Below are 20,770 nucleotides of genomic sequence, written 5' to 3'. Positions count from 1 at the left end.
GTCGGGAGCATGGCCCCTGTCATCCACTCCTACGACCCTCCGGAGCGCTTCGTGGCGGGCACGGTCGGCGAGCCCGGTCAGCGCACCTTCTTCCTGCAGGCCCGCTCCGGCACCCGGGTCACCAGCGTCGCGCTGGAGAAGCAGCAGGTCTCGGTGCTGGCGGCCCGGATCGAGGAGCTGCTCGACGAGGTGCTGTCCTCCGGCGCCGCCGAAGGCACCGTCCCGGCGATGGCTCCGCGGGAGCTGGAGGACCAGGAGCCGCTCGAGCAGCCCATCGAGGAGGAGTTCCGGGCGGGGACGATGACCCTGTCCTGGGACGCCGACGCGGAGCGGATCGTGCTCGAGGTCTTCCCGTTCACCGAGGAGTCGGTGGTCTCGCCGGACCAGCCCGAGGAGGAGATCGAGGAACCCGAGCCGGAGGAGCTGCTCGTCGTACGCCTCCCCGCGGGCGCCGCACGCGCGTTCAGCAAGCGGGCCAAGGCCGTGGTCGCCGCGGGTCGTCAGCCCTGCCCGTTCTGCGGTGGGCCGATGGACCCGCAGGGACACCTGTGCCCCCGCGCCAACGGCTTCCGCCGCACCGGCGGGTGACCGGCGGCGACGAGCGCGCCGTCATCCTCGGCGGTGAGCTCGAGGTCGTCGGGCGGGTGCTGCCGGCGTCGAACGTGACGCTGCTGGCCTCCGCGACCCTCGGCGAGCACAGCGTCCGCTGCGTCTACAAGCCGGTCTCCGGGGAGCGGCCGCTGTGGGACTTCCCCGACGGGACCCTCGCCGGCCGCGAGGTCGCGGCGTACCTGGTCTCGGAGGCGTTGGGCTGGAGCATCGTGCCGCTCACCGTCGAGCGCGAAGGCCCACTCGGCCCCGGCATGGTGCAGGTGTGGCGCGACCCCGATCCGGAGCAGGACCCGGTCGACATCGTGCCCGAGGGGCAGGTCCCGACGGGGTACCTGCAGGTCCTCGACGCGGTCGACGGCGAGGGCCGCCCGGTCTCGCTGGTCCACGAGAACACCCCGGCCCTGCGCCGGATGGCGCTCTTCGATGCGGTCGTGAACAACGCAGACCGCAAGGGCGGCCACGTCCTCGCGATGCCCGACGGGCACCGGTACGGCGTCGACCACGGCGTCTGCTTCCACGTCGAACCGAAGCTTCGGACGGTGCTGTGGGGGTGGGCGACCCTGCCTCTCACCGACGAGGAGCGGGCCGTGCTGGCCGGCCTGGCCGAGACCCTCGCCACGTCGGGCCACGCGTTGCCCGAAGCGCTGCAGAGGCTGCTCTCGGCCGCAGAGGTCGAGGCCGTGGCGACGCGCGTGGACGACCTCCTCGCGCACGGCCGGATGCCGCTGCCGTCGGGGGAGTGGCCGGCAATCCCGTGGCCGGCCTTCTGAGACCGGTTGGTTAGGCTTTCGGGCATGCGTGCATGGCAGAGCCCGGAGGTCCCCTCACTCGAGCAGTTCGGCCCCGGCCCTGCCGTGTCGGTCCACAACACGGCCTCGGGCCAGGTCGAGCCGACCCGCCCCGACGGCACGGCTCGCATGTACGTCTGCGGGATCACGCCGTACGACGCCACCCACATGGGGCACGCCGCGACCTACGTCGCCTTCGACCTGCTCAACCGCGCCTGGCGCGACGCCGGGCACGAGGTCCGTTACGTGCAGAACGTCACCGACGTCGACGACCCGCTGCTCGAGCGGGCCCGCGACACGGGGGCCGACTGGCAGGCGTTGGCCGAGGAGCAGACCGAGCTGTTCCGCGCCGACATGGAGGCGCTCCGCTCACTCGCTCCGGACGCCTACGTCGGCGCGGTGGAGTCCATCCCGCTCGCGGTCGAGCTGGTCAAGCGCCTGCGCGAGCGGGGTGTGGTGTACGACGTCGACGGTGACCTGTACTTCTCGGTCCACGCCGACCCGACCTTCGGGCAGGTCTCGGGCCTGGACGAGCAGCAGATGCTCGAGATCTTCCCCGACCGCGGCGGCGACCCGGACCGGCCCGGCAAGAAGCACCCCCTCGACTGCCTGCTCTGGCAGACCGAGCGTCCCGGTGAGCCCGCCTGGGACTCCGAGCTCGGCCGGGGCCGACCCGGCTGGCACATCGAGTGCTCCTCGATCGCCCTGGAGCACCTCGGCGAGGCCTTCGACGTCCAGGGCGGCGGCAGCGACCTGGTCTTCCCGCACCACGAGATGAGTGCAGCCGAAGCCCAGACGGCAACCGGCGGCGCCCGGTTCGCCCAGCTCTACATGCACGCCGGGATGGTCGCCTACGAGGGCGAGAAGATGTCGAAGTCCAAGGGCAACCTGGTCTTCGTGTCGCGGCTGCGCGAGGCCGGCACCGACCCGATGGCGATCCGGCTCGCGCTACTCGCGCACCACTACCGCAGCGACTGGGAGTGGACCCACCAGGACATCGAGCTCGCGGAGAGCCGGCTGGCGCTGTGGCGCGAGGCGGTCGTGCGGGCCACCGTGTCCGGTGTCGAGCAGCTGGTGGCCGACGTACGCCGGCACCTCGCCGACGACCTCGACGCACCCGCGGCGCTCGAGGCCGTGGACAGCTGGGCCCGGGCCTGCCGGCCGTCCCAGGGCGACGGCAGCGGCCAGGACGCGGTGCGGGCGCTGCTCGACGCCCGCCTGGGCATCCGGATCTGAGGCCTGCCGGTCGGGGCTACTGGTCGCCGGTCTCGCGGCGCTTGAGGTAGCGCTCGAACTCGCGGGCGATCGCCTCGCCGCTGGCTTCCGGCAGCTCCGCGGTGTCCCGGGTCTCCTCGAGGGCGCGCACGTAGTCGGCGATCTCCTCGTCCTCCTCGGCGAGCTCGTCGACGCCGCGTTCCCAGGCGCGCGCCTCCTCGGGCAGGTCGGCCAACGGGATCGAGATCTCGAGGAGCTCCTCGAGCCGGCCGACGAGTGCGAGCGTCGCCTTCGGGCACGGCGGCTGGGCGACATAGTGGGGGACGGCCGCCCAGAACGACACCGCCGGCAGGTCGAGCTGGACGCAGGCGTCCTGGAACACCCCGACGATGCCGGTGGGCCCCTCGTAGTTGGACTGCTCGAGCTTCAGGCGGTCGACCAGCTCCGGCTCCGTCGCGGTGCCGCTCACCGGGACCGGCCGGGTGTGCGGGGTGTCGGCCAGGAGCGCTCCGAGCGTGACCACCAGCTCGGTGCCCAGCTCGTCGGCGGCCGCGAGCAGCTCCGCGCAGAACTGGCGCCAGCGCATGTTGGGCTCGATCCCCCGGAGCAGGATCACGTCGCGTTGCGAGCCCGGCGGCCGTGCCACCGAGATCTGGGTTGAGGGCCAGGTGATCTTGCGCATCCCTGCATCGTCGGTGCCGACGACCGGGCGGTTCATCTGGAAGTCGTAGAAGTCCTCGGGGTCGATGGCCGCAACCACCCGGGCGTCCCACACCTTGATCAGGTGGTCCACCACCGCCGAGGCGGCGTCCGCCGCGTCGTTCCAGCCCTCGAACGCCGCGATCAGGACGGGCGACTCGAGGTCGGGTACCTCTTCGAGCTCGATCACCCCACCAGCCTATGCGCAGGTGTCAGCATCCGGGACGTGCCGGGCGGGTTTCGGACCGGGTCCTAGGGTTGAGTACGGGTGCGCGCCTGTGCCCGACCGACCCCGAGGAGTTTCGTGACCCTGTCCCCGCACGTCCGGCCCGACGCCACGGAGGAGCTCAGCGCTGCACTCCGCGACCGGATCCTGGTGCTCGACGGGGCAATGGGGACGATGATCCAGCGGCACCCCCTCGAGGAGGCCGACTACCGCGGTGAGCGGTTCGCGGACTGGCCCAGCGACCTCCGCGGCAACAACGACCTGCTCAGCCTCACCCGGCCGGACCTGGTCGAGGCCATCCACGAGGAGTACCTCCGCGTCGGTGCCGACATCGTCGAGACCAACACCTTCAACGCGCAGCGGATCTCCCTGGCCGACTACGGCATGGAGGAGCTCGCCTACGAGATGAACCACGCGGCGGCCCAGCTGGCGCGGACGGCCTGCGACAGGATCAACGGCCAGGACCCGGCCCGGCCACGGTACGTCGCCGGGGCGCTCGGCCCGACGAACCGCACCGCCTCGATCTCCCCGGACGTCAACGACCCCGGCAAGCGCAACGTCACCTTCGACGAGCTGGTCGCCGCCTACAAGGAGCAGGCCCAAGGCCTCGTCGACGGCGGCGCGGACCTGCTGCTGATCGAGACCATCTTCGACACGCTCAACGCCAAGGCGGCGATCTTCGCCCTCGAGACCCTGTTCGAGGAGCGCGGGCGCCGGTGGCCGGTGGTCATCTCCGGCACCATCACCGACGCCTCGGGACGCACCCTCTCTGGTCAGGTCACCGAGGCGTTCTGGAACTCGGTGCGCCACGCCCGGCCGCTCGCGGTGGGCCTCAACTGTGCCCTCGGTGCCAAGGAGATGCGGCCCTATCTCGCGGAGCTGTCCCGGATCGCCGACTGCTTCGTCTCGGCCTACCCCAACGCGGGTCTGCCCAACGCGTTCGGTGAGTACGACGAGGCCGCCGAGGAGACCGCCGCCGTCGTGGGGGAGTTCGCCGAGGCCGGCCTGGTGAACCTCGTCGGGGGTTGTTGCGGCACCACACCCCAGCACGTCGAGGCGGTCGCCGCCGTCGTCCAGGGCAGGAGCCCGCGGGTGCCCGTCGAGACCGAGCCCGCCTGCCGGCTGTCGGGGCTGGAGCCGCTCAACATCACCGCGGACTCGCTGTTCGTCAACGTCGGCGAGCGCACCAACATCACCGGTTCGGCGCGGTTCCGACGGCTGATCAAGGAGGGTGACTACCCGGCCGCGCTCGCCGTCGCCCGGCAGCAGGTCGAGGCCGGGGCCCAGATCATCGACGTCAACATGGACGAAGGCATGATCGACGGCGTCGAGGCGATGGACCGGTACCTGAAGCTGATCGCCGGCGAGCCCGACATCTCCCGGGTTCCGGTGATGATCGACTCCTCCAAGTGGGAGGTCATCGAGGCCGGCCTGAAGTGTGTCCAGGGCAAGCCGGTGGTCAACTCCATCTCGATGAAGGAGGGGGAGCGCCCCTTCGTCGAGCAGGCCCGGCTGTGCCGCAAGTACGGCGCCGCGGTCGTGGTGATGGCCTTCGACGAGGACGGCCAGGCCGACACGTTGGAACGCCGCAAGGCGATCTGTGCGCGGGCCTACGAGCTGCTGACCGAGGAGGTCGGCCTCGATCCCGCGGACATCATCTTCGACCCCAACATCTTCGCGATCGCCACCGGCATCGAGGAGCACGCCAACTACGGCGTCGACTTCATCGAGGCCACCCGCTGGATCAAGCAGAACCTGCGCGGCGCGCTGGTCTCCGGCGGGGTGTCGAACGTTTCGTTCTCGTTCCGCGGCAACAACCCGGTGCGCGAGGCGATCCACGCGGTGTTCCTCTACCACGCGATCCGCGCCGGGATGGACATGGGCATCGTGAACGCCGGTGCGCTCGCGGTCTACGACGAGATCGACCCCGAGCTGAGGGAACGCGTCGAGGACGTCGTGCTCAACCGGCGCGCCGACGCAACCGAGCGGCTGCTCGCCATCGCCGAGGACTTCCAGGGCGAGGGACGCCAGGTGCAGGGCGCCGACGACACGTGGCGCGAACTGCCGGTGGAGGAGCGGATCACCCACGCGCTGGTCAAGGGCATCGACGACTTCGCGGAGTCTGACACCGAGGAGCTCCGGCTCGAGATCGCCGCGCGCGGTGGCGAGCCGATCGAGGTGATCGAGGGCCCGCTGATGGCAGGCATGAACGTGGTCGGCGACCTGTTCGGCTCGGGCAAGATGTTCCTGCCACAGGTGGTGAAGTCGGCTCGCGTGATGAAGAAGGCCGTCGCGCACCTGATCCCGCACATCGAGGCCGGCCAGCGACCCGAGGACGCCGGTCGCAGCAACGGCAAGATCGTGATGGCGACCGTCAAGGGCGACGTGCACGACATCGGCAAGAACATCGTCGGCGTCGTGCTGCAGTGCAACAACTACGAGGTCGTCGACCTCGGGGTGATGGTTCCCGCGCAGAAGATCCTCGACACGGCGCGCGAGATCGGTGCCGACATCATCGGCGTCTCCGGCCTGATCACCCCGTCGCTGGACGAGATGGTCAACCTCGCCGCCGAGATGGAGCGTCAGGGGTTCACCGTCCCGCTGCTGGTCGGTGGCGCCACGACGTCGAAGGCGCACACCGCAGTGAAGGTGTCCCCGCGCTACCACGGCCCCGTGGTCTGGGTGAAGGACGCCTCACGGTCGGTGCCGGTCGCGTCCGCGCTGCTGTCGGACCAGCAGCGGCCGGGCCTGCTCGCCGACGTCGAGGCCGACTACGACTCGATCCGCCGCCGGCACGCCGAGAAGCGCCAGGACCGGCCGATCGTCCGCCTCGCCGACGCCCGTGCGAACCGGACGCCGATCGAGTGGTCCGGCTACGAGCCGCCGCGCCCGGCGGTGCTCGAGGGCGACGAGCCCTTCGTCCGGGCCTACGACGACTACCCGCTCGGCGAGCTGCGCGACTACATCGACTGGCAGCCGTTCTTCAACGCCTGGGAGATGAAGGGCAGCTTCCCCGACATCCTGAACAACCCCGCCTCCGGAGAGGCCGCCCGCAGGTTGTACGACGACGCGCAGGTGATGCTCGATCGGATCGTCGAGGGCGGCTGGCTGACCGCGCGGGCCGTGGTCGGGCTGTTCCCGGCGAACGCCGTGGACCACGACAGCATCGAGGTGTACACGGACGAGTCGCGGACCGCCGTACGCACGCGCTTGGAGCACCTGCGCCAGCAGGGCAAGCACCGCGAGGGAGTGCCGAACCGGTCGCTCGCCGACTACGTCGCGCCCAAGGAGACCGGCCTGCGTGACTACGTCGGCGGGTTCGCGGTCACGGCCGGGCACGGGTCGGCGGAGAAGATCGCGGTGTTCAAGGAGCAGCTCGACGACTACAGCGCGATCCTGCTGGAGTCGCTGGCCGACCGGCTCGCGGAGGCCTTCGCGGAGCGGATGCACGAGCGGGTGCGCCGCGAGCTGTGGGGCTACGCAGCCGACGAGCACCTCGACAACGACGCGCTGATCAAGGAGCGCTACCAGGGGATCCGGCCCGCCCCCGGATACCCCGCCTGCCCCGACCACACCGAGAAGCAGGTGCTCTGGGACCTGCTCGGCGTGCACGAGGCGACCGGGATCGAGCTCACCGACTCGATGGCGATGTGGCCCGGTGCAGCCGTCAGCGGCTGGTACTTCTCCCACCCGCAGTCGCAGTACTTCGTGGTCGGCCGGATCGGCCAGGACCAGGTGGAGGACTACGCCCGCCGCAAGGGCTGGACCCTCAAGCAGGCCGAGCGCTGGCTGTCCCCGAACCTCGGCTACGAGCCCGAGGACTGAGGTGGTCCCGGATCTCGCTGCCGTGCTCTGGGACATGGACGGCACGCTGGTCGACACCGAGCCGTACTGGATCGAGTCGGAGTTCGAGCTCGTGGAGGCACACGGCGGCACCTGGAGCACCGAGCACGCGCTCAACCTCGTGGGCAACGACCTGATCGAGTCGGGTCGCTACATCCGCGAGCACGGCGGCATCGCCCTGGAGCCGGCGGTGATCGTCGAGGAGCTGCTCGACCGGGTCGTGGCGCGGGTCGAGCAGCAGGTGCCGTGGCGGCCGGGCGCCGTGGAGCTTCTTGCCGACCTGCGCGCCAACGGCGTGCGCTGCGCCCTGGTCACCATGTCCTACCGCCGGTTCGTCGCCCCGATCCTCGCCGGCCTGCCCGAGGGCAGCTTCGAGGTGATCGTCACCGGCGACGCGGTCACGCAGGGCAAGCCACACCCCGAGCCCTACCAGAAGGCCGCCGCGATCCTGGGCGTCGATCCTGGTCGCACGCTGGCCATCGAGGACTCCAACACCGGAGCCCGGTCGGCCGAGGCGGCAGGGTGCACCGTGCTGGTGGTGCCCAACCACGTCCCGGTGCTGCCGGGGGACCGGAGGATCTTCCGCTCCGAGCTGACCGGTTTGACGCATTCGACGCTGCCGGCGCTGCTTCCACGCTGATTGTTGCGCGATCGCGACCTTCGACGGCGGTTTCCGGGGTGCCCGGCGGGTCGGCGGAGGAGTAGTGTCCACGCGATCCGCCCTGACATCCGTGTGGGGGCACGCAACAGTGAGGTGGCATGTTGAAGACCAGATTCAAGAGAGGTCGCGCCCTGACGACGGTGGCACTGGCCAGTGCAGCCCTCGTCCTGAGCGGCTGCGCCGAGAGCGAGCGCGACGGTGGCGACGCGGGTGAGTCGAACCAGGAGCAGACCGGCGGCACGTTCGTCTTCGCCGGCTCCGCAGAGCCTGAGCTCCTCGACCCGGCGTTCGCCTCCGACGGTGAGACGTTCCGCGTCGCGCGCCAGATCTTCGAAGGCCTGGTGGGCACCGAGCCCGGGACCGCGGACCCCGCCCCGCTGCTGGCCAAGGAGTGGGAGGTCAGCGAGGACGGCCTGACCTACGACTTCACCCTCCAGACCGGTGTGAAGTTCCACGACGGCACGGACTTCAACGCCGAGGCGGTCTGCTTCAACTTCGACCGGTGGTACAACTTCCCCGAGTCGGTGCAGTCCGACGACTTCGCCTACTACTACGGCAAGCTCTTCCGTGGCTTCGCCGAGGGTCCGAAGGCCGGGCAGGGCATCTACGACTCCTGCGCCGCCGACGGCGACGACAAGGTGACCATCAAGCTCAACAGCCCGTTCGCCGGCTTCATCGCCGCGCTGTCGCTGCCCGCGCTGTCCATGCAGAGCCCCACGGCCCTTCAGGAGTACCAGGACGACGCGGCGCCGAACGTCAACACCACCGAGTACTCCACCGCGCACCCGACGGGCACCGGCCCGTTCCAGTTCGAGTCCTGGGACCGCGGCAACCAGGTGAGCCTGACCCGCTTCGACGACTACTGGGGCGAGAAGGCCAAGGTGGACACGGTCCGCGTCGTCGCCATCACCGACGCGAAGGCACGCGCAACCGCGGTCCAGAACGGCGAGGTGGACGGTGCCGACCTGATCGGTCCCGCCGACATCGCCCCGCTGGAGGACGCCGGGATGCAGATCGAGGCCCGGCCGCCGTTCACGGTCCTGTACCTGGGCATGAACCAGAAGACCAAGCCCCTCGACAACATCGAGGTCCGCAAGGCGATCGCCCACGCGATCGACAAGGAGGCCGTGGCCGCGGCGTCGCTGCCGGAGGGCGCGGAGCTGGCCATCAACTTCATGCCCGACTCGGTCAACGGGTGGACCGAGGACGTGACCACCTACGAGTACGACCCGGAGAAGGCCCGGCAGATGCTCGAGGACGCCGGTGCCGCCGGTGCGACGATCGACTTCAACTACCCCACCGACGTCAGCCGTCCGTACATGCCGTCCCCGGCTGACACCTTCAACGTGCTGCGCTCGCAGCTCGAGGAGGTCGGCCTGAAGATCCGTCCCGTCGCCGACGTCTGGTCGCCCGACTACCTCGACCGCGTCACCGGGTCGGCCGACCACGGGCTGCACCTGCTCGGATGGACCGGCGACTACAACGACTCCGACAACTTTGTGGGCGTCTTCTTCGGCACCGAGACCGACGAGTTCGGGTTCAACAACAAGGAGCTGTTCGACAAGATCAGCCAGGCCCGAGGCATCCCGACGGTCGAGGAGCAGACCCCGCTCTACGAAGAGATCAACCGCGACATTGCCGACTTCGTCCCCGGCGTCCCGCTGGCTCACCCCGCTCCCACGCTGGCCTTCGGTCCGGACGTGGACGGCTTCGTGGCCAGCCCCGTCAACGACGAGGTCTTCAACACTGTCACGGTCGACTGACGCCCGGTCGTCGGCTGATCTGATCACCGCCGTACGGCGGTAGCAAAGGTTCGTCATCGATGCTGCGCTTTGTCCTCCGGCGTCTTGCACTCCTCGTGCCGGTGCTCGCCGGACTGTCTGTCCTGCTCTTCGCCTGGGTCCGGGCCCTGCCCGGTGACCCGGCACGGGCGCTGCTCGGGCAACGAGCGACGCCGGAGGGCATCGCGCGCGTCAACGAGCTCTACGGGTTCGACGAACCGATCCTGCAGCAGTACCTCACCTACGTCGGCGCCCTGGTGCGCGGCGACTTCGGCCGCTCCATCACCAGCGGCCGGCCGGTTCTCGAGCTCTTCGTGGAGAAGTTCCCGGCGACCGTCGAGCTCGGCATGTCCGCGCTGCTGCTCGCCGTCGTCGTGGGAGTGCCTCTCGGTTACTACGCGGCCAGGCACCAGGGCCGGTTCGTCGACACGTTCATCGTGTCGGGCTCCCTTCTGGGCGTGGTGACCCCGGTGTTCTTCCTGGCGATCCTGCTCAAGCTGGTCTTCGCCAACTGGCTTGGCTGGTTGCCGACCTCGTTGCGCCAGGACCCCCGGATGGACGCCACCCACGTCACGAACTTCTACGTGCTCGACGGCATCCTCACCCGGGAGTGGGACGCCGCCTGGGACGCCATGGTGCACCTCGTGCTTCCCGCACTGGCACTGGCCACGATCCCGCTGGCCATCATCGTCCGGATCACGCGGGCATCGGTCGCCGAGGTGATCAACGAGGACTACGTCCGCACCGCCGAGGCCAAGGGCCTGGCGCAGGCAGTGATCAGTCGTCGGCACGTCCTGCGCAACGCGCTGCTCCCCGTGGTCACCACGATCGGTCTCCAGGCGGGCTTGCTGTTCTCCGGGGCGGTCCTCACCGAGACCGTGTTCAGCTTCCAGGGCATCGGACAGGAGCTGTTCCGGGCCATCGGCGGTCGCGACTATCCCGTCCTGCAGGGCTTCATCTTGTGCATCGCCCTGCTCTACGCCCTGATCAACCTCCTCGTGGACGTGTTGTACGGGGTCATCGATCCGAGGGTGCGTGTCTCATGACGATCCCGCTTCCCCCCGCACAGGGGCCGATCACCGGCAACGACCCGCTCGGTCCCGAGTCCGGTGCCTACGAGGACGACGAGCGCGGGCTGAGCCTGTGGCGAGGTGCCTGGCAGCGCCTTCGCCGCAACCCGACCGCGATCGTGGGGGCCGTCATCGTCGCGGCGTTCGTCGTGATCGCGATCATCGCGCCCTGGCTGACGCCCTACGAGCCCGGCTCTGCGGAGTGGTCGGGCCAGGTCACGCCGACCAGCGTGCCCGGCCCCTCTTCGGACCACTGGCTGGGGCTCGACCGGTTCGGCTCCGACCTCTACACGCAGATGCTGTTCGGCGCCCGGCAGTCCCTGGTGTACGGCGTCGTCTCCACCGCGATCGGGCTGACCGTCGGTGCCCTGCTCGGCATCCTCGCCGGCGGCATCGGCGGCTGGGTGGACACGGCAGTGATGCGGCTGGTCGACATCATGCTGTCCATCCCGAGCCTGCTCCTCGCGGTCAGCATCGCGGCAGTGCTCGGACAGAACGCCTACTCGGTGATGATCGCGATCGGGACCGCACAGGTGCCGATCTTCGCCAGGTTGCTGCGGGGCTCGATGCTCTCGCAGGCCAAGAGCGACTACGTCGTCGCCGCGACCGCACTGGGCATCAAGCGGCGCCGGGTCATCCTCGGCCACGTCCTGCCGAACTCCGTCGGGCCCACCATCGTGCAGGCGACCCTGAACCTGGCCACCGCCATCATCGAGGTCGCCGCCCTGTCCTTCCTCGGCCTCGGCGAGTCCGACCCGGCGATCGCCGAGTGGGGCCGGATGCTCGTGGCGGCACAGGACCGCTTCGAGGCCGCCCCCCAGCTCGCACTGCTTCCCGGTGGAGCCATCGCGATCACCGCGCTCGGCTTCACCCTCTTCGGTGAGGCACTCCGTGAGGCCCTCGACCCCCGAACGAGGCGATGACCATGACCGTTGACTTCCTCGGCGACTCCCGACCGGGTGAGACACCCGCCGCACGAGGCGTGCTCAACGACGACGGCACGCTGCTGTCGGTGCGGGACCTGGCGGTCACCTTCGGGCTCCGCGGCCAGCGTGAGGTCCGCGCCGTGGACGAGGTCTCCTTCGACATCCGACCCGGTGAGCACATCGGGTTGGTGGGCGAGTCCGGCAGCGGCAAGTCGGTCACCTCGCTGGCGATCATGGGGTTGCTGCCCAAGCGTGGCGTGCGCACCGCCGGTGAGGTCCGCTACGCGGGCGAGAACATCCTGGACTGGTCGAACCGGAAGATGTCGGCCCTGCGCGGCCGCGACATCGCGATGGTCTTCCAGGACCCGATGACCTCGCTGAACCCGGTCGTGCCGATCGGCACCCAGGTCACCGAGGTGCTCCGTCGGCACTTCGACATGAGCAAGTCCGATGCGATGACGCGCGCAGGTGACCTCCTCGTGAAGGTCGGCATCCCCGACCCGCAACGACGCCTGAAGGAGTACCCCCACCAGCTCTCCGGCGGCATGCGCCAGCGGATGCTCATCGCGATCGCCCTGGCCTGCGAGCCGCGCCTGCTCATCGCCGATGAGCCGACCACGGCGCTCGACGTGACCATCCAGGCCCAGATCCTCGAGCTGCTCAAGGAGCTCGTCGCCGACACCGGTGCCGCGCTGCTGATGATCACCCACGACCTCGGTGTCGTCGCCGGCCTGTGCGACAAGGTGAACGTCATGTACTCCGGACGGATCGTGGAGTCCGCCGACAGACGCGCCCTCTTCGGACGCCCCCGACACCCCTACACCGGGGGACTGCTCGAGAGCGTCCCGCGGCTCGACACGCCGCGCGGTGCCCCGTTGCGCCCGATCCCCGGGTCTCCCACCAACGTCCTGCCCTGGTCGCGAGGCTGCGCGTTCGCGCCCCGGTGCCGCAACCGCGTGGACCAGTGCACCGAGGAGACCCCGCAGCTGCTGCCCGCGGGAGACCGTGACCTGCGGTGCTTCAACCCCCTGACCGAAGACGACCGAGCGGAGGCCGGGACCTCGTGACCGTGCAGAACGCCGAGACCACCAGCGCCGGCGACGAGCCCGCCGACGACGTCCTCGTCTCGGTGCGGGGGCTCAAGGTCCACTTCCCGATCCGAGGGGGTGCCCTCCTCGGGCGGACCACCGGGTACGTCTACGCCGTCGACGGGGTGGACCTCGAGATCAAGCGAGGCACCACGCTGGGCCTGGTCGGGGAGTCGGGCTGCGGCAAGTCGACGTTGGGCCGGGCCCTGCTCCGGCTGGTTCCCGTCACCGAGGGAAGCGTGTGGATCGACGGGGTCGACGTGGCGACCCTGAAGGGCGAGGACCTGCGACGCCAGCGACAGAACATGCAGATGGTGTTCCAGGATCCCCTCGCCAGTCTCAACCCCCGGCAGAGCATCGAGACCATCCTCACCGAGCCGCTGCGTGCGCACGGGATCGAGTTCGACGCCGAGACGAAGGTGCGCGAGCTGCTGGAGAAGGTCGGCCTGCCCGCGTCGGCCGCCAGGAAGTACCCCCACGAGTTCTCCGGCGGTCAGCGGCAGCGGATCGGGATCGCCCGGGCGATCGCGATGGAGCCGGCCTTCGTCATCGCCGACGAGCCAGTCTCGGCTCTCGACGTGTCGATCCAGGCGCAGGTGCTGAACCTGCTCGAGCAGCTCCAGGACGAGCTCGGGCTCACCTACCTCGTGATCGCCCACGACCTGGCTGTGGTGCGGCACGTGTCCGACGAGGTCGCCGTGATGTACCTCGGTGGCATCGTCGAGCAGGCGGCCTCCGAGGAGCTCTACGACCACCCGCTGCACCCGTACACGAAGGCGTTGATGTCCGCGGTCCCCGTGCCGGACCCGGTCGTAGAGGCCTCCCGCGAACGCATCCTGTTGACGGGTGACCTGCCGTCCCCCTCGGATCCGCCGTCGGGCTGCCGGTTCCACACCCGGTGCCCGTTCCGCCAGGAGACCCGCTGCGACACGGAGCGGCCTGCCCTGCGCGAGCTGCGGCCGGGCCACCGGGTGGCGTGCCACTGGGCCGAGGAGATCGAGGCGGGCAAGATCGCCCCGCACGAGACCACGCCGGCGGAGTCCGGACTCAGCTTCGACTGAGCTCGAGGGTCGTCGCGGCCGACGAGTCCGACGTGGGCAGGTCCGGTGGTGTGCCTCCGAACTCCGGGCACAGCGCCTGGTGGGCACACCAACCGCAGAGCGCGCTGCGCCGGGGCCGCCAGTCACCGGACTCGTGCGCGCGGTCGATCGCCTTCCACAGCGCCTCGAGCTTGCGCTCAGTGGCACGCAGGTCGGCCTCGTCCGGGGTGTAGCGCAGGAGCTCGCCGCTCCCGAGGTAGATCAGCTGGAGCATTGCCGGCACGACGCCCCTGGTGCGCCAGAGCACCAGCGCGTAGAACTTCATCTGGAACAGTGCCTTGGCCTCGAACGCCGGGTGCGGGGCCTTGCCGGTCTTGTAGTCGACGACCCGGATCTCGCCGGTCGGCGCGACGTCCACGCGGTCGATGAACCCGCGGAGCAGCAGCTTGGAGTCCAACAGGGTCTCGACGTACAGCTCCCGCTCCGCCGGCTCGAGCCGGGTGGGGTCCTCCAGCGCGAAGTAGCGGTCGAGCGACTCGCGGCACGAGGCGAGCCAGGGACCGATCTCGGGCCCGTCGGCGGCGAACATCTCCGCGATCCCCGGCTCGGCCTCGAGCACCGCCTCCCAGGCCGGCTGGACCAGGGCGCCGGCCCGCTCGGGGGTGCGATGCGGTGCGGGCAGGTCGAACAGGTCCTCGAGGACCTTGTGCACGACGGTGCCGCGCACGGCTTCGGGAGAGGGCGGCTCGGGCAGCCGGTCGACGGTGCGGAACCGGTAGAGCAGGGGACAGGTCATGAAGTCGCCGGCCCGGCTCGGCGACAGCGAGCCGACGACGTCGATGCCGTCAACCACGGTCCTGGTCTCCACGTCCTGCGTCATGGCCAGAACACTAGGCGAGCCCGCCGACATTTCGGTGGAGGGACCAAGGTGGTGCCGGCTCGATAGCCTGGAGCCGTGAGCCAGCAGACGCAGAGCCCCGGCAGCCCGCCCGCGCGGAGACAGCCCCCCGGCACGTGGCGGATCGGGCAGATCGGTGGCGTTGACGTGCTGGTCCGCTCGTCCTGGCTCCTGGTCGCGCTGCTGATCGCCGTACTCCTCGCACCACGGGTGGAGGAGGTCCAGCCCGGTCTGGGCGGCTGGCGCTACGTCGCGGGGCTCGCGTTCGCCGTGCTGCTCTACCTCTCGGTCCTGCTGCACGAGATGTCGCACGCGCTGATGGCCAAGCACTACGGGCTGCCGGTCCGGTCGATCACCCTGCACTTCCTCGGTGGTGTCACCGAGATCGAGGGCGAGCCGGACACCCCCGGCCGCGAGTTCGGGGTGTCCGTGGTCGGGCCGCTGACCTCGATCGCCGTCGGCATGGTCTTCTTCGCGCTCGCCTTCGTCACTCCTGGTGGCCTGCTGCTCATGGCGGTGCAGGCCCTCGCCGGTGCGAACCTCCTCGTCGGGATCCTCAACCTCGTCCCCGGCCTGCCCCTCGACGGTGGGCGCGTGCTGCGCGCCGCGGTCTGGAAGCTCACCCGCAGCCCCCACCAGGGCACGATCGTCGCCGGCTGGGCGGGACGGGTGGTCGCCGCCCTGGTGCTCCTCTACCCCCTGCTGCAGCCGGTGCTCTTCAACCGGCCGCCGGACCTCATCGACTACCTGCTCGCGTTCGTGATCGCGACCTTCCTCTGGGGCGGCGCGTCGGCGGCCATCATGTCGGCGAAGGTGCGGCGCAAGCTGCCCGCCCTTCAGGCGCGCACGCTCGCCCGGCGCGCGGTGGCGGTGCCGCACGACCTCCCGGTCTCCGAGGCGGTACGCCGGGCGCAGGAGCAGCAGGCGGGCAGCATCGTGGTGCTCGACAGAGACGGTCGTCCCGGCGGGATCGTGAACGAGGCCGCCCTGCTCGCCACCCCCGAGGAGCGCCGGCCCTGGCTGGGCGTGGAGGCGATCTCACGGACCCTCGAGCCGGGGCTCCTGCTGTCCGCCGACCTCGGCGGCGAGCCGCTCGTGCGCGCGATGCAGCGCACCCCGGCCACCGAGTACCTCCTCGTCGAGCCCGACGGCAGTGTGTACGGCGTCCTGGTCAGCGACGACGTCGACCGCGCCTTCGCGGCCACGCGCTGAGCCCCGATATCCTGCTGCCCATGCCTTCCCACCCCACCTCGGACGACGCTGCCCTGCCCACCGACGACGTCGCCCCCGAGACCTGGTCGGGGGTCCACCGGGGTCCCCTGCGCGAGGGGGAGTGGGTCCGCCTGACCGACACCAAGGGCCGTCGCCACAACATCTGCCTCGAGGCCGGCAAGAAGTTCTTCACCAACCGCGGCTCGCTGGACCACGACGACCTGATCGGCCGGCCCGAGGGCTTCAGCATCACCTCGTCCGCCGGAGGCGAGTACCTCGTCTTCCGGCCCCTGCTCAACGAGTTCGTGGTGTCCATGCCTCGGGGTGCGGCCGTCGTCTATCCGAAGGACGCCGCCCAGATCGTCGCCATGGCCGACATCTTCCCCGGGGCCCGGGTCGTCGAGGCCGGGGTCGGCTCCGGCGCGCTCACGTGCTCGCTCCTCAGGGCGGTGGGCCCGCACGGCGTCGTGTCGTCGTACGAGCGCCGCGAGGAGTTCGCCGAGGTGGCCCGCAAGAACGTCACCCAGTTCTTCAGCGGTCAGCATCCTGCCTGGCGGCTGACCGTGGGAGACCTCGTGGAGGCACTGCCGGCGGGGGAGAGCCCCGGCTCGGTGGACCGGGTGGTCCTCGACATGCTCGCGCCCTGGGAGTGTGTCGACGTCGTCGCCGATGCACTGACGCCGGGCGGACTCGTGTGTGCGTACGTGGCCACCACGACGCAGCTCGGCCGGGTCGTGGAAACCCTACGCGCCCACGGCGGGTTCACCGAGCCCCAGCCGTGGGAGACGCTGGTGCGCGACTGGCACGTGGAGGGCCTGGCGATCCGACCGGGACACAAGATGATCGGCCACACCGGCTTCCTGGTCACCGCGCGGCGGATGGCACCAGGGGAGAAGGCACCGGCCAAGAAGCGCCGCCCGGCCCCGGGGGCCTACGGCACCGATTACCAGGGCCCGCGGCCCTCGGGCCTGCCGCCGACGGTGGTCGAGGAGCCGTTCGACGCCTGAGCCACCGACGGATCCGGCAAAGGTAAAGACACTCCGCCGATATCCTCTTCACAAACTTGTCACCACGGGTAGGGTCGCAATTCGAAGGCCATGCTCCCGGAGGTGATGGGCTTGTCAGCATCAGACAGTGGTTCGGGCCGTTGGCCGGCGCGCTCGCCCGAGGAGCTGAAGGCGCAGGTGAGCTTCCTCGAGGAGGAGGTCGCCGACCTCCGCCGCCGGCTCGCGGAGTCCCCCGGGCACTCGCGCGCGATCGAGCAGCGGCTGGCCGACACCCAGCGCTCGCTGGCCGCGGTCACCGCGCAGAACGAACGTCTCGCCCAGACGCTCCGTGAGGCGCGCGACCAGATCATGACGCTCAAGGAGGAGGTCGACCGGCTCGCGCAGCCGCCCGCCGGTTTCGGCACCTTCCTGAGCCGCAACGACGACGACACCGTCGACGTGTTCACCGGGGGCCGCAAGCTCCGCGTGAACGTCAGCCCGACCGTCGAGCTCGACGAGCTCCGCCGCGGGCAGGAGGTCATGCTCAACGAGGCCCTCAACGTCGTCGCCGCCCTCGACTACGAAGAGGTCGGCGAGGTCGTCATGCTCAAGGAGATCCTCGCCGACGGCGACCGGGTCCTGGTCATCGCCAACGCCGACGAGGAGCGGGTGGTGCGGATCGCCGAGCCACTGCGCGACCTCACCCTGCGGGCCGGGGACTCGTTGCTGCTCGACGCGCGCTCCGGCTACGTCTACGAGCGGGTGCCCAAGTCCGAGGTCGAGGAGCTCGTCCTCGAAGAGGTCCCCGACATCGACTACGAGAACATCGGTGGTCTGAAGGGTCAGATCGACCAGATCCGCGACGCGGTGGAGCTGCCGTACCTCTACCCCGACCTCTTCAAGGAGCACCAGCTCAAGCCGCCGAAGGGCGTGCTCCTCTACGGTCCGCCCGGATGCGGCAAGACGCTGATCGCCAAGGCCGTGGCCAACTCGCTGGCCAAGAAGGTGGCTGCCAAGACCGGCCAGGAGGGCAAGTCCTACTTCCTGAACATCAAGGGCCCCGAGCTGCTCAACAAGTACGTCGGCGAGACCGAGCGGCACATCCGCCTGGTCTTCCAGCGGGCCCGGGAGAAGGCGAGCGGCGGGACGCCGGTCATCGTGTTCTTCGACGAGATGGACTCCCTGTTCCGCACCCGCGGGTCCGGCGTCTCCTCCGACGTCGAGAACACCATCGTGCCGCAGCTGTTGTCGGAGATCGACGGTGTGGAGGGGCTCGAGAACGTCATCGTGATCGGCGCCTCCAACCGCGAGGACATGATCGACCCGGCGATCCTGCGGCCGGGCCGGCTGGACGTGAAGATCAAGATCGAGCGCCCCGACGCCGAGTCCGCCCGCGACATCTTCTCCAAGTACCTCACCCCCGAGCTCCCGCTCCACGCCGACGACCTCGCCGAGTTCGGCGGGGACCGCGAGGCGTGCGTCGGCGGGATGATCCGGGCGACGGTCGAGCGGATGTACGACGAGACCGAGGAGAACCGCTTCCTCGAGGTCACCTACGCCAACGGCGACAAGGAGGTCCTGTACTTCAAGGACTTCAACTCCGGCGCGATGATCCAGAACATCGTCGACCGGGCCAAGAAGATGGCGATCAAGGACCTCTTGGACAACGACCAGAAGGGCCTGCGGGTGCAGCACCTGCTCCAGGCCTGCGTGGACGAGTTCAAGGAGAACGAGGACCTGCCCAACACCACGAACCCGGACGACTGGGCGCGGATCTCGGGCAAGAAGGGCGAGCGGATCGTGTTCATCCGCACGCTCATCACCGGCAAGCAGGGCACCGAGCCCGGCCGGTCCATCGACACCGTGTCGAACACCGGACAGTACCTCTGATCCACGGAGACCGCGGACGCGACGAAGGGGGCGGGACCTGGCTGGTCCCGCCCCCTTCGGCATCCCCCCGGCTACTGCGCCTGCAGCGTGCGTAACTGACCTACAGGCGCGTCCTGGTCATCGACGAGATCGTTGCGAAGGCGCTGCTCCACCCAGCGGACCAGCCAGGGGCCGGCCATGCCGAAGGTGGCGCGGCCCTGGCAGACGCCATGGGTCAGCGCGCGCGACAGCTCGGTGAGCCCGGCTCCGCTCTCCCGGGACCAGCGCAGCAGGACGCCCAGCGCTTCGTAGGAGGTGATGCCGTAGCGGAACATCAGTGCGCCCTTGGCCTGCTCCACGAGCAGCGCCTGCGGCTCCAGCACGGCCGGCACGGTGCTCATGCGCACCTGGCCAGCGGCAGGGCGACGGCGCACTCGAGCGTGGCGGCGGCGCGGTTCGCGATCGCGGTGGGTCGCAGCAGCATCGCCCGCGACACCCGTGCGCGCAGGATCCGCAGCAGTCGGGGGTCCTCGTGGATCTCGTCGAGGAGGGTGCGAGCGGCGGTCTCGGCCTGCCAGCCGTCGGCCATGGCCACCTTCAGGAGCACCGCGCAAGCCTGGTCGGCGCGGCTGCGCTGGCGGGGCCGGGAATGTGCCGCAGCAAGAGTCGTCATCGAGGACAACCTCCGGAGGAACATCTCGTGTGCCACCGGAGTCTGGGGTGGCTTCTCCCGGATGCGGGAGAGCGAACAGGAAGACGGTAAGCAGGCGTCCCGGCCGCTGCAACCAAATCGTTGGCCCGACGTCGAAGACGAGGCGGAGCCCGGCACGATTGCGCCCGGAATGTCCGCATATGGCCTTCACCGGCCGTCACCCGCGCGGACTACATCGGGAGCGTGAGCTCACCCTCGACGACCTGTCTCGACACCTCGTGGATGACCAGGTGGTTGCTGCGAGCGTACTTGCGGAGAGCTGTGAAGGCTGCGTCGGGGGTCACCCCGTGACGAGCCGCCAGGAACCCTTTCGCCTGCTCGATCAGCACGCGTGACCGCAACGCGGTGGTCAGCTGCGCCACCTGGCGCTCGGCTGTCTCGTGGGCCTCGCGCCGGACGCTGCACCGCAGGTTGCAGATGACACCCCGGACGTCGGGGTCGTCGAGGAGGTTCGTCACCGCGGCCTCCGCCCAGACCCAGCCGGTCTCGGTCAACAGCCGGATCTCGAGCGCCGGGTGCGCGCCGGGATGCGCGACCACCTCCTCCATGAACGTGGCCAGCGCGGGTCGCTCGTCGGGGTGCAGGAGGGGCAGGATGCTCGTGCCGACGACCGACTCGGTCCACCCGAACAGCTGCTCGACGGCCGGGCTGGCGTAGGTGATCACCGCGTCCGAGCGCAGCACGAGGGCCGCGTCGGTGGACCTCTCCAGCAGGGGCTCGAGCACCTTTCCCAGGTTGGTGGTGGTGCCCGCCACGGCGACCAGCGCGCCGTCGCGGTAGATCCCGCGGATGCTTCCCAGCGCCGTGAAGACCGTGCCGTCCTTGCGACGTACCGGCACCGCGCCCGACCAGGTCGTGCCGTCCTTCAGGGCCCGCGCGATGTCCTCGGCGCGAGTCTCGGACAGGTTCGGCATGGTGAGCTCGCTCGCCTTGCGGCCCACCGCCTCCTGCGCCGTCCACCCGAAGAGTTGCTCCGCGGCCGGGTTCCAGGCGATCACGACCCCGCTCATGTCGGCCACGACCACCGCGCGGCCGAGCGCATCCAGGATCTCCTGCGCTGAGATCGCCGGCTGGTGTTCGGTCGCCATCATGTCCTCCAAGGGTCCGGCGGAGGAGATCGGATGCACCTTCGATCCTACGTGTC

Annotated in this window: 18 protein-coding genes; 13 read left to right on the top strand and 5 right to left on the bottom strand. The window is 70.1% G+C overall.

All coding sequences use genetic code 11. The features are described 5' to 3' along the window. Positions 1 to 9: 9 nt before the first annotated feature. From ACYVIH_RS10120 to mshC, 3 genes are read left to right on the top strand one after another with little or no spacing between them, the layout of a single operon-like run. Positions 10 to 588 (top strand): DUF3090 domain-containing protein, encoded by a 579-nt coding sequence (locus ACYVIH_RS10120; protein ID WP_460868838.1) that lies wholly within the window; start codon positions 10 to 12, stop codon positions 586 to 588. After that, on the top strand, positions 549 to 1,382 hold the full coding sequence (locus tag ACYVIH_RS10115; RefSeq protein WP_460868836.1) for an SCO1664 family protein: 834 nt from the start codon (positions 549 to 551) through the stop codon (positions 1,380 to 1,382). The genes ACYVIH_RS10120 and ACYVIH_RS10115 overlap by 40 nt, the downstream gene beginning before the upstream one ends. A 24-nt stretch (positions 1,383 to 1,406) precedes the next feature. Next, positions 1,407 to 2,636 carry a cysteine--1-D-myo-inosityl 2-amino-2-deoxy-alpha-D-glucopyranoside ligase gene (gene mshC, locus ACYVIH_RS10110; protein ID WP_460868834.1) on the top strand — a complete coding sequence of 410 codons (1,230 nt, stop codon included), beginning with the start codon at positions 1,407 to 1,409 and terminating at the stop codon, positions 2,634 to 2,636. 16 nt (positions 2,637 to 2,652) lie between these two features. On the opposite strand, the gene ACYVIH_RS10105 is transcribed toward mshC, so the two are convergent. Continuing rightward, positions 2,653 to 3,504 carry a PAC2 family protein gene (locus ACYVIH_RS10105; RefSeq protein ID WP_460868832.1) on the bottom strand — a complete coding sequence of 284 codons (852 nt, stop codon included), beginning with the start codon at positions 3,502 to 3,504 and terminating at the stop codon, positions 2,653 to 2,655. A 114-nt stretch (positions 3,505 to 3,618) separates the two neighbouring features. Between ACYVIH_RS10105 and metH the strand changes: the two genes are divergently transcribed. The 7 genes from metH to ACYVIH_RS10070 all read left to right on the top strand — a co-directional run bounded on the left by metH (position 3,619) and on the right by ACYVIH_RS10070 (position 13,970). Then, positions 3,619 to 7,365 (top strand): methionine synthase, encoded by a 3,747-nt coding sequence (metH, locus tag ACYVIH_RS10100; protein WP_460868830.1) that lies wholly within the window; start codon positions 3,619 to 3,621, stop codon positions 7,363 to 7,365. Between the two features lies 1 nt (position 7,366). After that, entirely contained in the window at positions 7,367 to 8,023 is a 657-nt protein-coding gene (locus tag ACYVIH_RS10095; RefSeq protein WP_460868828.1) for an HAD family hydrolase, read from the top strand. A 119-nt stretch (positions 8,024 to 8,142) separates the two neighbouring features. Then, a complete protein-coding gene (locus ACYVIH_RS10090) occupies positions 8,143 to 9,807 on the top strand; it encodes an ABC transporter substrate-binding protein (protein WP_460868826.1) in 1,665 nt (554 codons plus the stop codon). Positions 9,808 to 9,866: 59 nt separating this feature from the next. Next, complete coding sequence (locus tag ACYVIH_RS10085; protein ID WP_460868824.1) at positions 9,867 to 10,871, top strand: ABC transporter permease; 1,005 nt, start codon at positions 9,867 to 9,869, stop codon at positions 10,869 to 10,871. Next, the gene (locus tag ACYVIH_RS10080; protein WP_460868822.1) at positions 10,868 to 11,818 is read left to right on the top strand and encodes an ABC transporter permease; all 951 of its coding nucleotides are present in this window, start codon (positions 10,868 to 10,870) and stop codon (positions 11,816 to 11,818) included. The genes ACYVIH_RS10085 and ACYVIH_RS10080 overlap by 4 nt, the downstream gene beginning before the upstream one ends. Before the next feature lie 2 nt (positions 11,819 to 11,820). Then, on the top strand, positions 11,821 to 12,888 hold the full coding sequence (locus ACYVIH_RS10075; RefSeq protein ID WP_460868820.1) for an ABC transporter ATP-binding protein: 1,068 nt from the start codon (positions 11,821 to 11,823) through the stop codon (positions 12,886 to 12,888). Continuing rightward, on the top strand, positions 12,885 to 13,970 hold the full coding sequence (locus ACYVIH_RS10070) for an ABC transporter ATP-binding protein (RefSeq protein ID WP_460868818.1): 1,086 nt from the start codon (positions 12,885 to 12,887) through the stop codon (positions 13,968 to 13,970). The genes ACYVIH_RS10075 and ACYVIH_RS10070 overlap by 4 nt, the downstream gene beginning before the upstream one ends. On the opposite strand, the gene ACYVIH_RS10065 is transcribed toward ACYVIH_RS10070, so the two are convergent. After that, a complete protein-coding gene (locus tag ACYVIH_RS10065) occupies positions 13,957 to 14,829 on the bottom strand; it encodes a RecB family exonuclease (protein WP_460868816.1) in 873 nt (290 codons plus the stop codon). The two genes, ACYVIH_RS10070 and ACYVIH_RS10065, sit on opposite strands and share 14 nt — an antisense overlap. A gap of 75 nt (positions 14,830 to 14,904) precedes the next feature. On the opposite strand from ACYVIH_RS10065, the gene ACYVIH_RS10060 reads away from it, so the two are divergent. The 3 genes from ACYVIH_RS10060 (at position 14,905) to arc (ending at position 18,935) form a co-directional block, all read left to right on the top strand. Continuing rightward, positions 14,905 to 16,059 (top strand): M50 family metallopeptidase, encoded by a 1,155-nt coding sequence (locus ACYVIH_RS10060; protein ID WP_460868814.1) that lies wholly within the window; start codon positions 14,905 to 14,907, stop codon positions 16,057 to 16,059. A gap of 20 nt (positions 16,060 to 16,079) precedes the next feature. After that, positions 16,080 to 17,066 (top strand): tRNA (adenine-N1)-methyltransferase, encoded by a 987-nt coding sequence (locus ACYVIH_RS10055; RefSeq protein ID WP_460868812.1) that lies wholly within the window; start codon positions 16,080 to 16,082, stop codon positions 17,064 to 17,066. Positions 17,067 to 17,177: 111 nt separating this feature from the next. Continuing rightward, positions 17,178 to 18,935 carry a proteasome ATPase gene (gene arc / locus ACYVIH_RS10050; RefSeq protein WP_460868810.1) on the top strand — a complete coding sequence of 586 codons (1,758 nt, stop codon included), beginning with the start codon at positions 17,178 to 17,180 and terminating at the stop codon, positions 18,933 to 18,935. Positions 18,936 to 19,006: 71 nt separating this feature from the next. Here arc and ACYVIH_RS10045 read toward each other — a convergent pair whose 3' ends face one another. The 3 genes from ACYVIH_RS10045 to ACYVIH_RS10035 all read right to left on the bottom strand — a co-directional run bounded on the left by ACYVIH_RS10045 (position 19,007) and on the right by ACYVIH_RS10035 (position 20,717). Then, positions 19,007 to 19,315: an ANTAR domain-containing protein gene (locus ACYVIH_RS10045; protein WP_460868808.1), complete on the bottom strand. Its 309-nt coding sequence runs from the start codon at positions 19,313 to 19,315 to the stop codon at positions 19,007 to 19,009. Next, the gene (locus ACYVIH_RS10040) at positions 19,312 to 19,587 is read right to left on the bottom strand and encodes a hypothetical protein (protein ID WP_460868806.1); all 276 of its coding nucleotides are present in this window, start codon (positions 19,585 to 19,587) and stop codon (positions 19,312 to 19,314) included. The genes ACYVIH_RS10045 and ACYVIH_RS10040 overlap by 4 nt, the downstream gene beginning before the upstream one ends. A 209-nt stretch (positions 19,588 to 19,796) precedes the next feature. Further along, positions 19,797 to 20,717, bottom strand: coding sequence for a PAS domain S-box protein (locus ACYVIH_RS10035; protein WP_460868804.1), 921 nt, complete (start codon positions 20,715 to 20,717; stop codon positions 19,797 to 19,799). Between the last annotated feature and the right edge of the window lie 53 nt (positions 20,718 to 20,770).

The sequence above is a fragment of the Nocardioides pakistanensis genome (assembly GCF_054781215.1).
This window is presented reverse-complemented; position numbering and strand designations above follow the sequence as displayed.

Coding starts and splice junctions, on each gene's coding strand:
- ACYVIH_RS10075 (WP_460868820.1), top strand. CDS start 11,821: ATGACCGTTGACTTCCTCGGCGACTCCCGACCGGGTGAGACACCCGCC.
- ACYVIH_RS10120 (WP_460868838.1), top strand. CDS start 10: ATGGCCCCTGTCATCCACTCCTACGACCCTCCGGAGCGCTTCGTGGCG.
- ACYVIH_RS10085 (WP_460868824.1), top strand. CDS start 9,867: ATGCTGCGCTTTGTCCTCCGGCGTCTTGCACTCCTCGTGCCGGTGCTC.
- ACYVIH_RS10035 (WP_460868804.1), bottom strand. CDS start 20,717: ATGATGGCGACCGAACACCAGCCGGCGATCTCAGCGCAGGAGATCCTG.
- ACYVIH_RS10055 (WP_460868812.1), top strand. CDS start 16,080: ATGCCTTCCCACCCCACCTCGGACGACGCTGCCCTGCCCACCGACGAC.
- ACYVIH_RS10065 (WP_460868816.1), bottom strand. CDS start 14,829: ATGACGCAGGACGTGGAGACCAGGACCGTGGTTGACGGCATCGACGTC.
- ACYVIH_RS10045 (WP_460868808.1), bottom strand. CDS start 19,315: ATGAGCACCGTGCCGGCCGTGCTGGAGCCGCAGGCGCTGCTCGTGGAG.
- ACYVIH_RS10090 (WP_460868826.1), top strand. CDS start 8,143: ATGTTGAAGACCAGATTCAAGAGAGGTCGCGCCCTGACGACGGTGGCA.
- mshC (WP_460868834.1), top strand. CDS start 1,407: ATGCGTGCATGGCAGAGCCCGGAGGTCCCCTCACTCGAGCAGTTCGGC.
- ACYVIH_RS10040 (WP_460868806.1), bottom strand. CDS start 19,587: ATGACGACTCTTGCTGCGGCACATTCCCGGCCCCGCCAGCGCAGCCGC.
- ACYVIH_RS10080 (WP_460868822.1), top strand. CDS start 10,868: ATGACGATCCCGCTTCCCCCCGCACAGGGGCCGATCACCGGCAACGAC.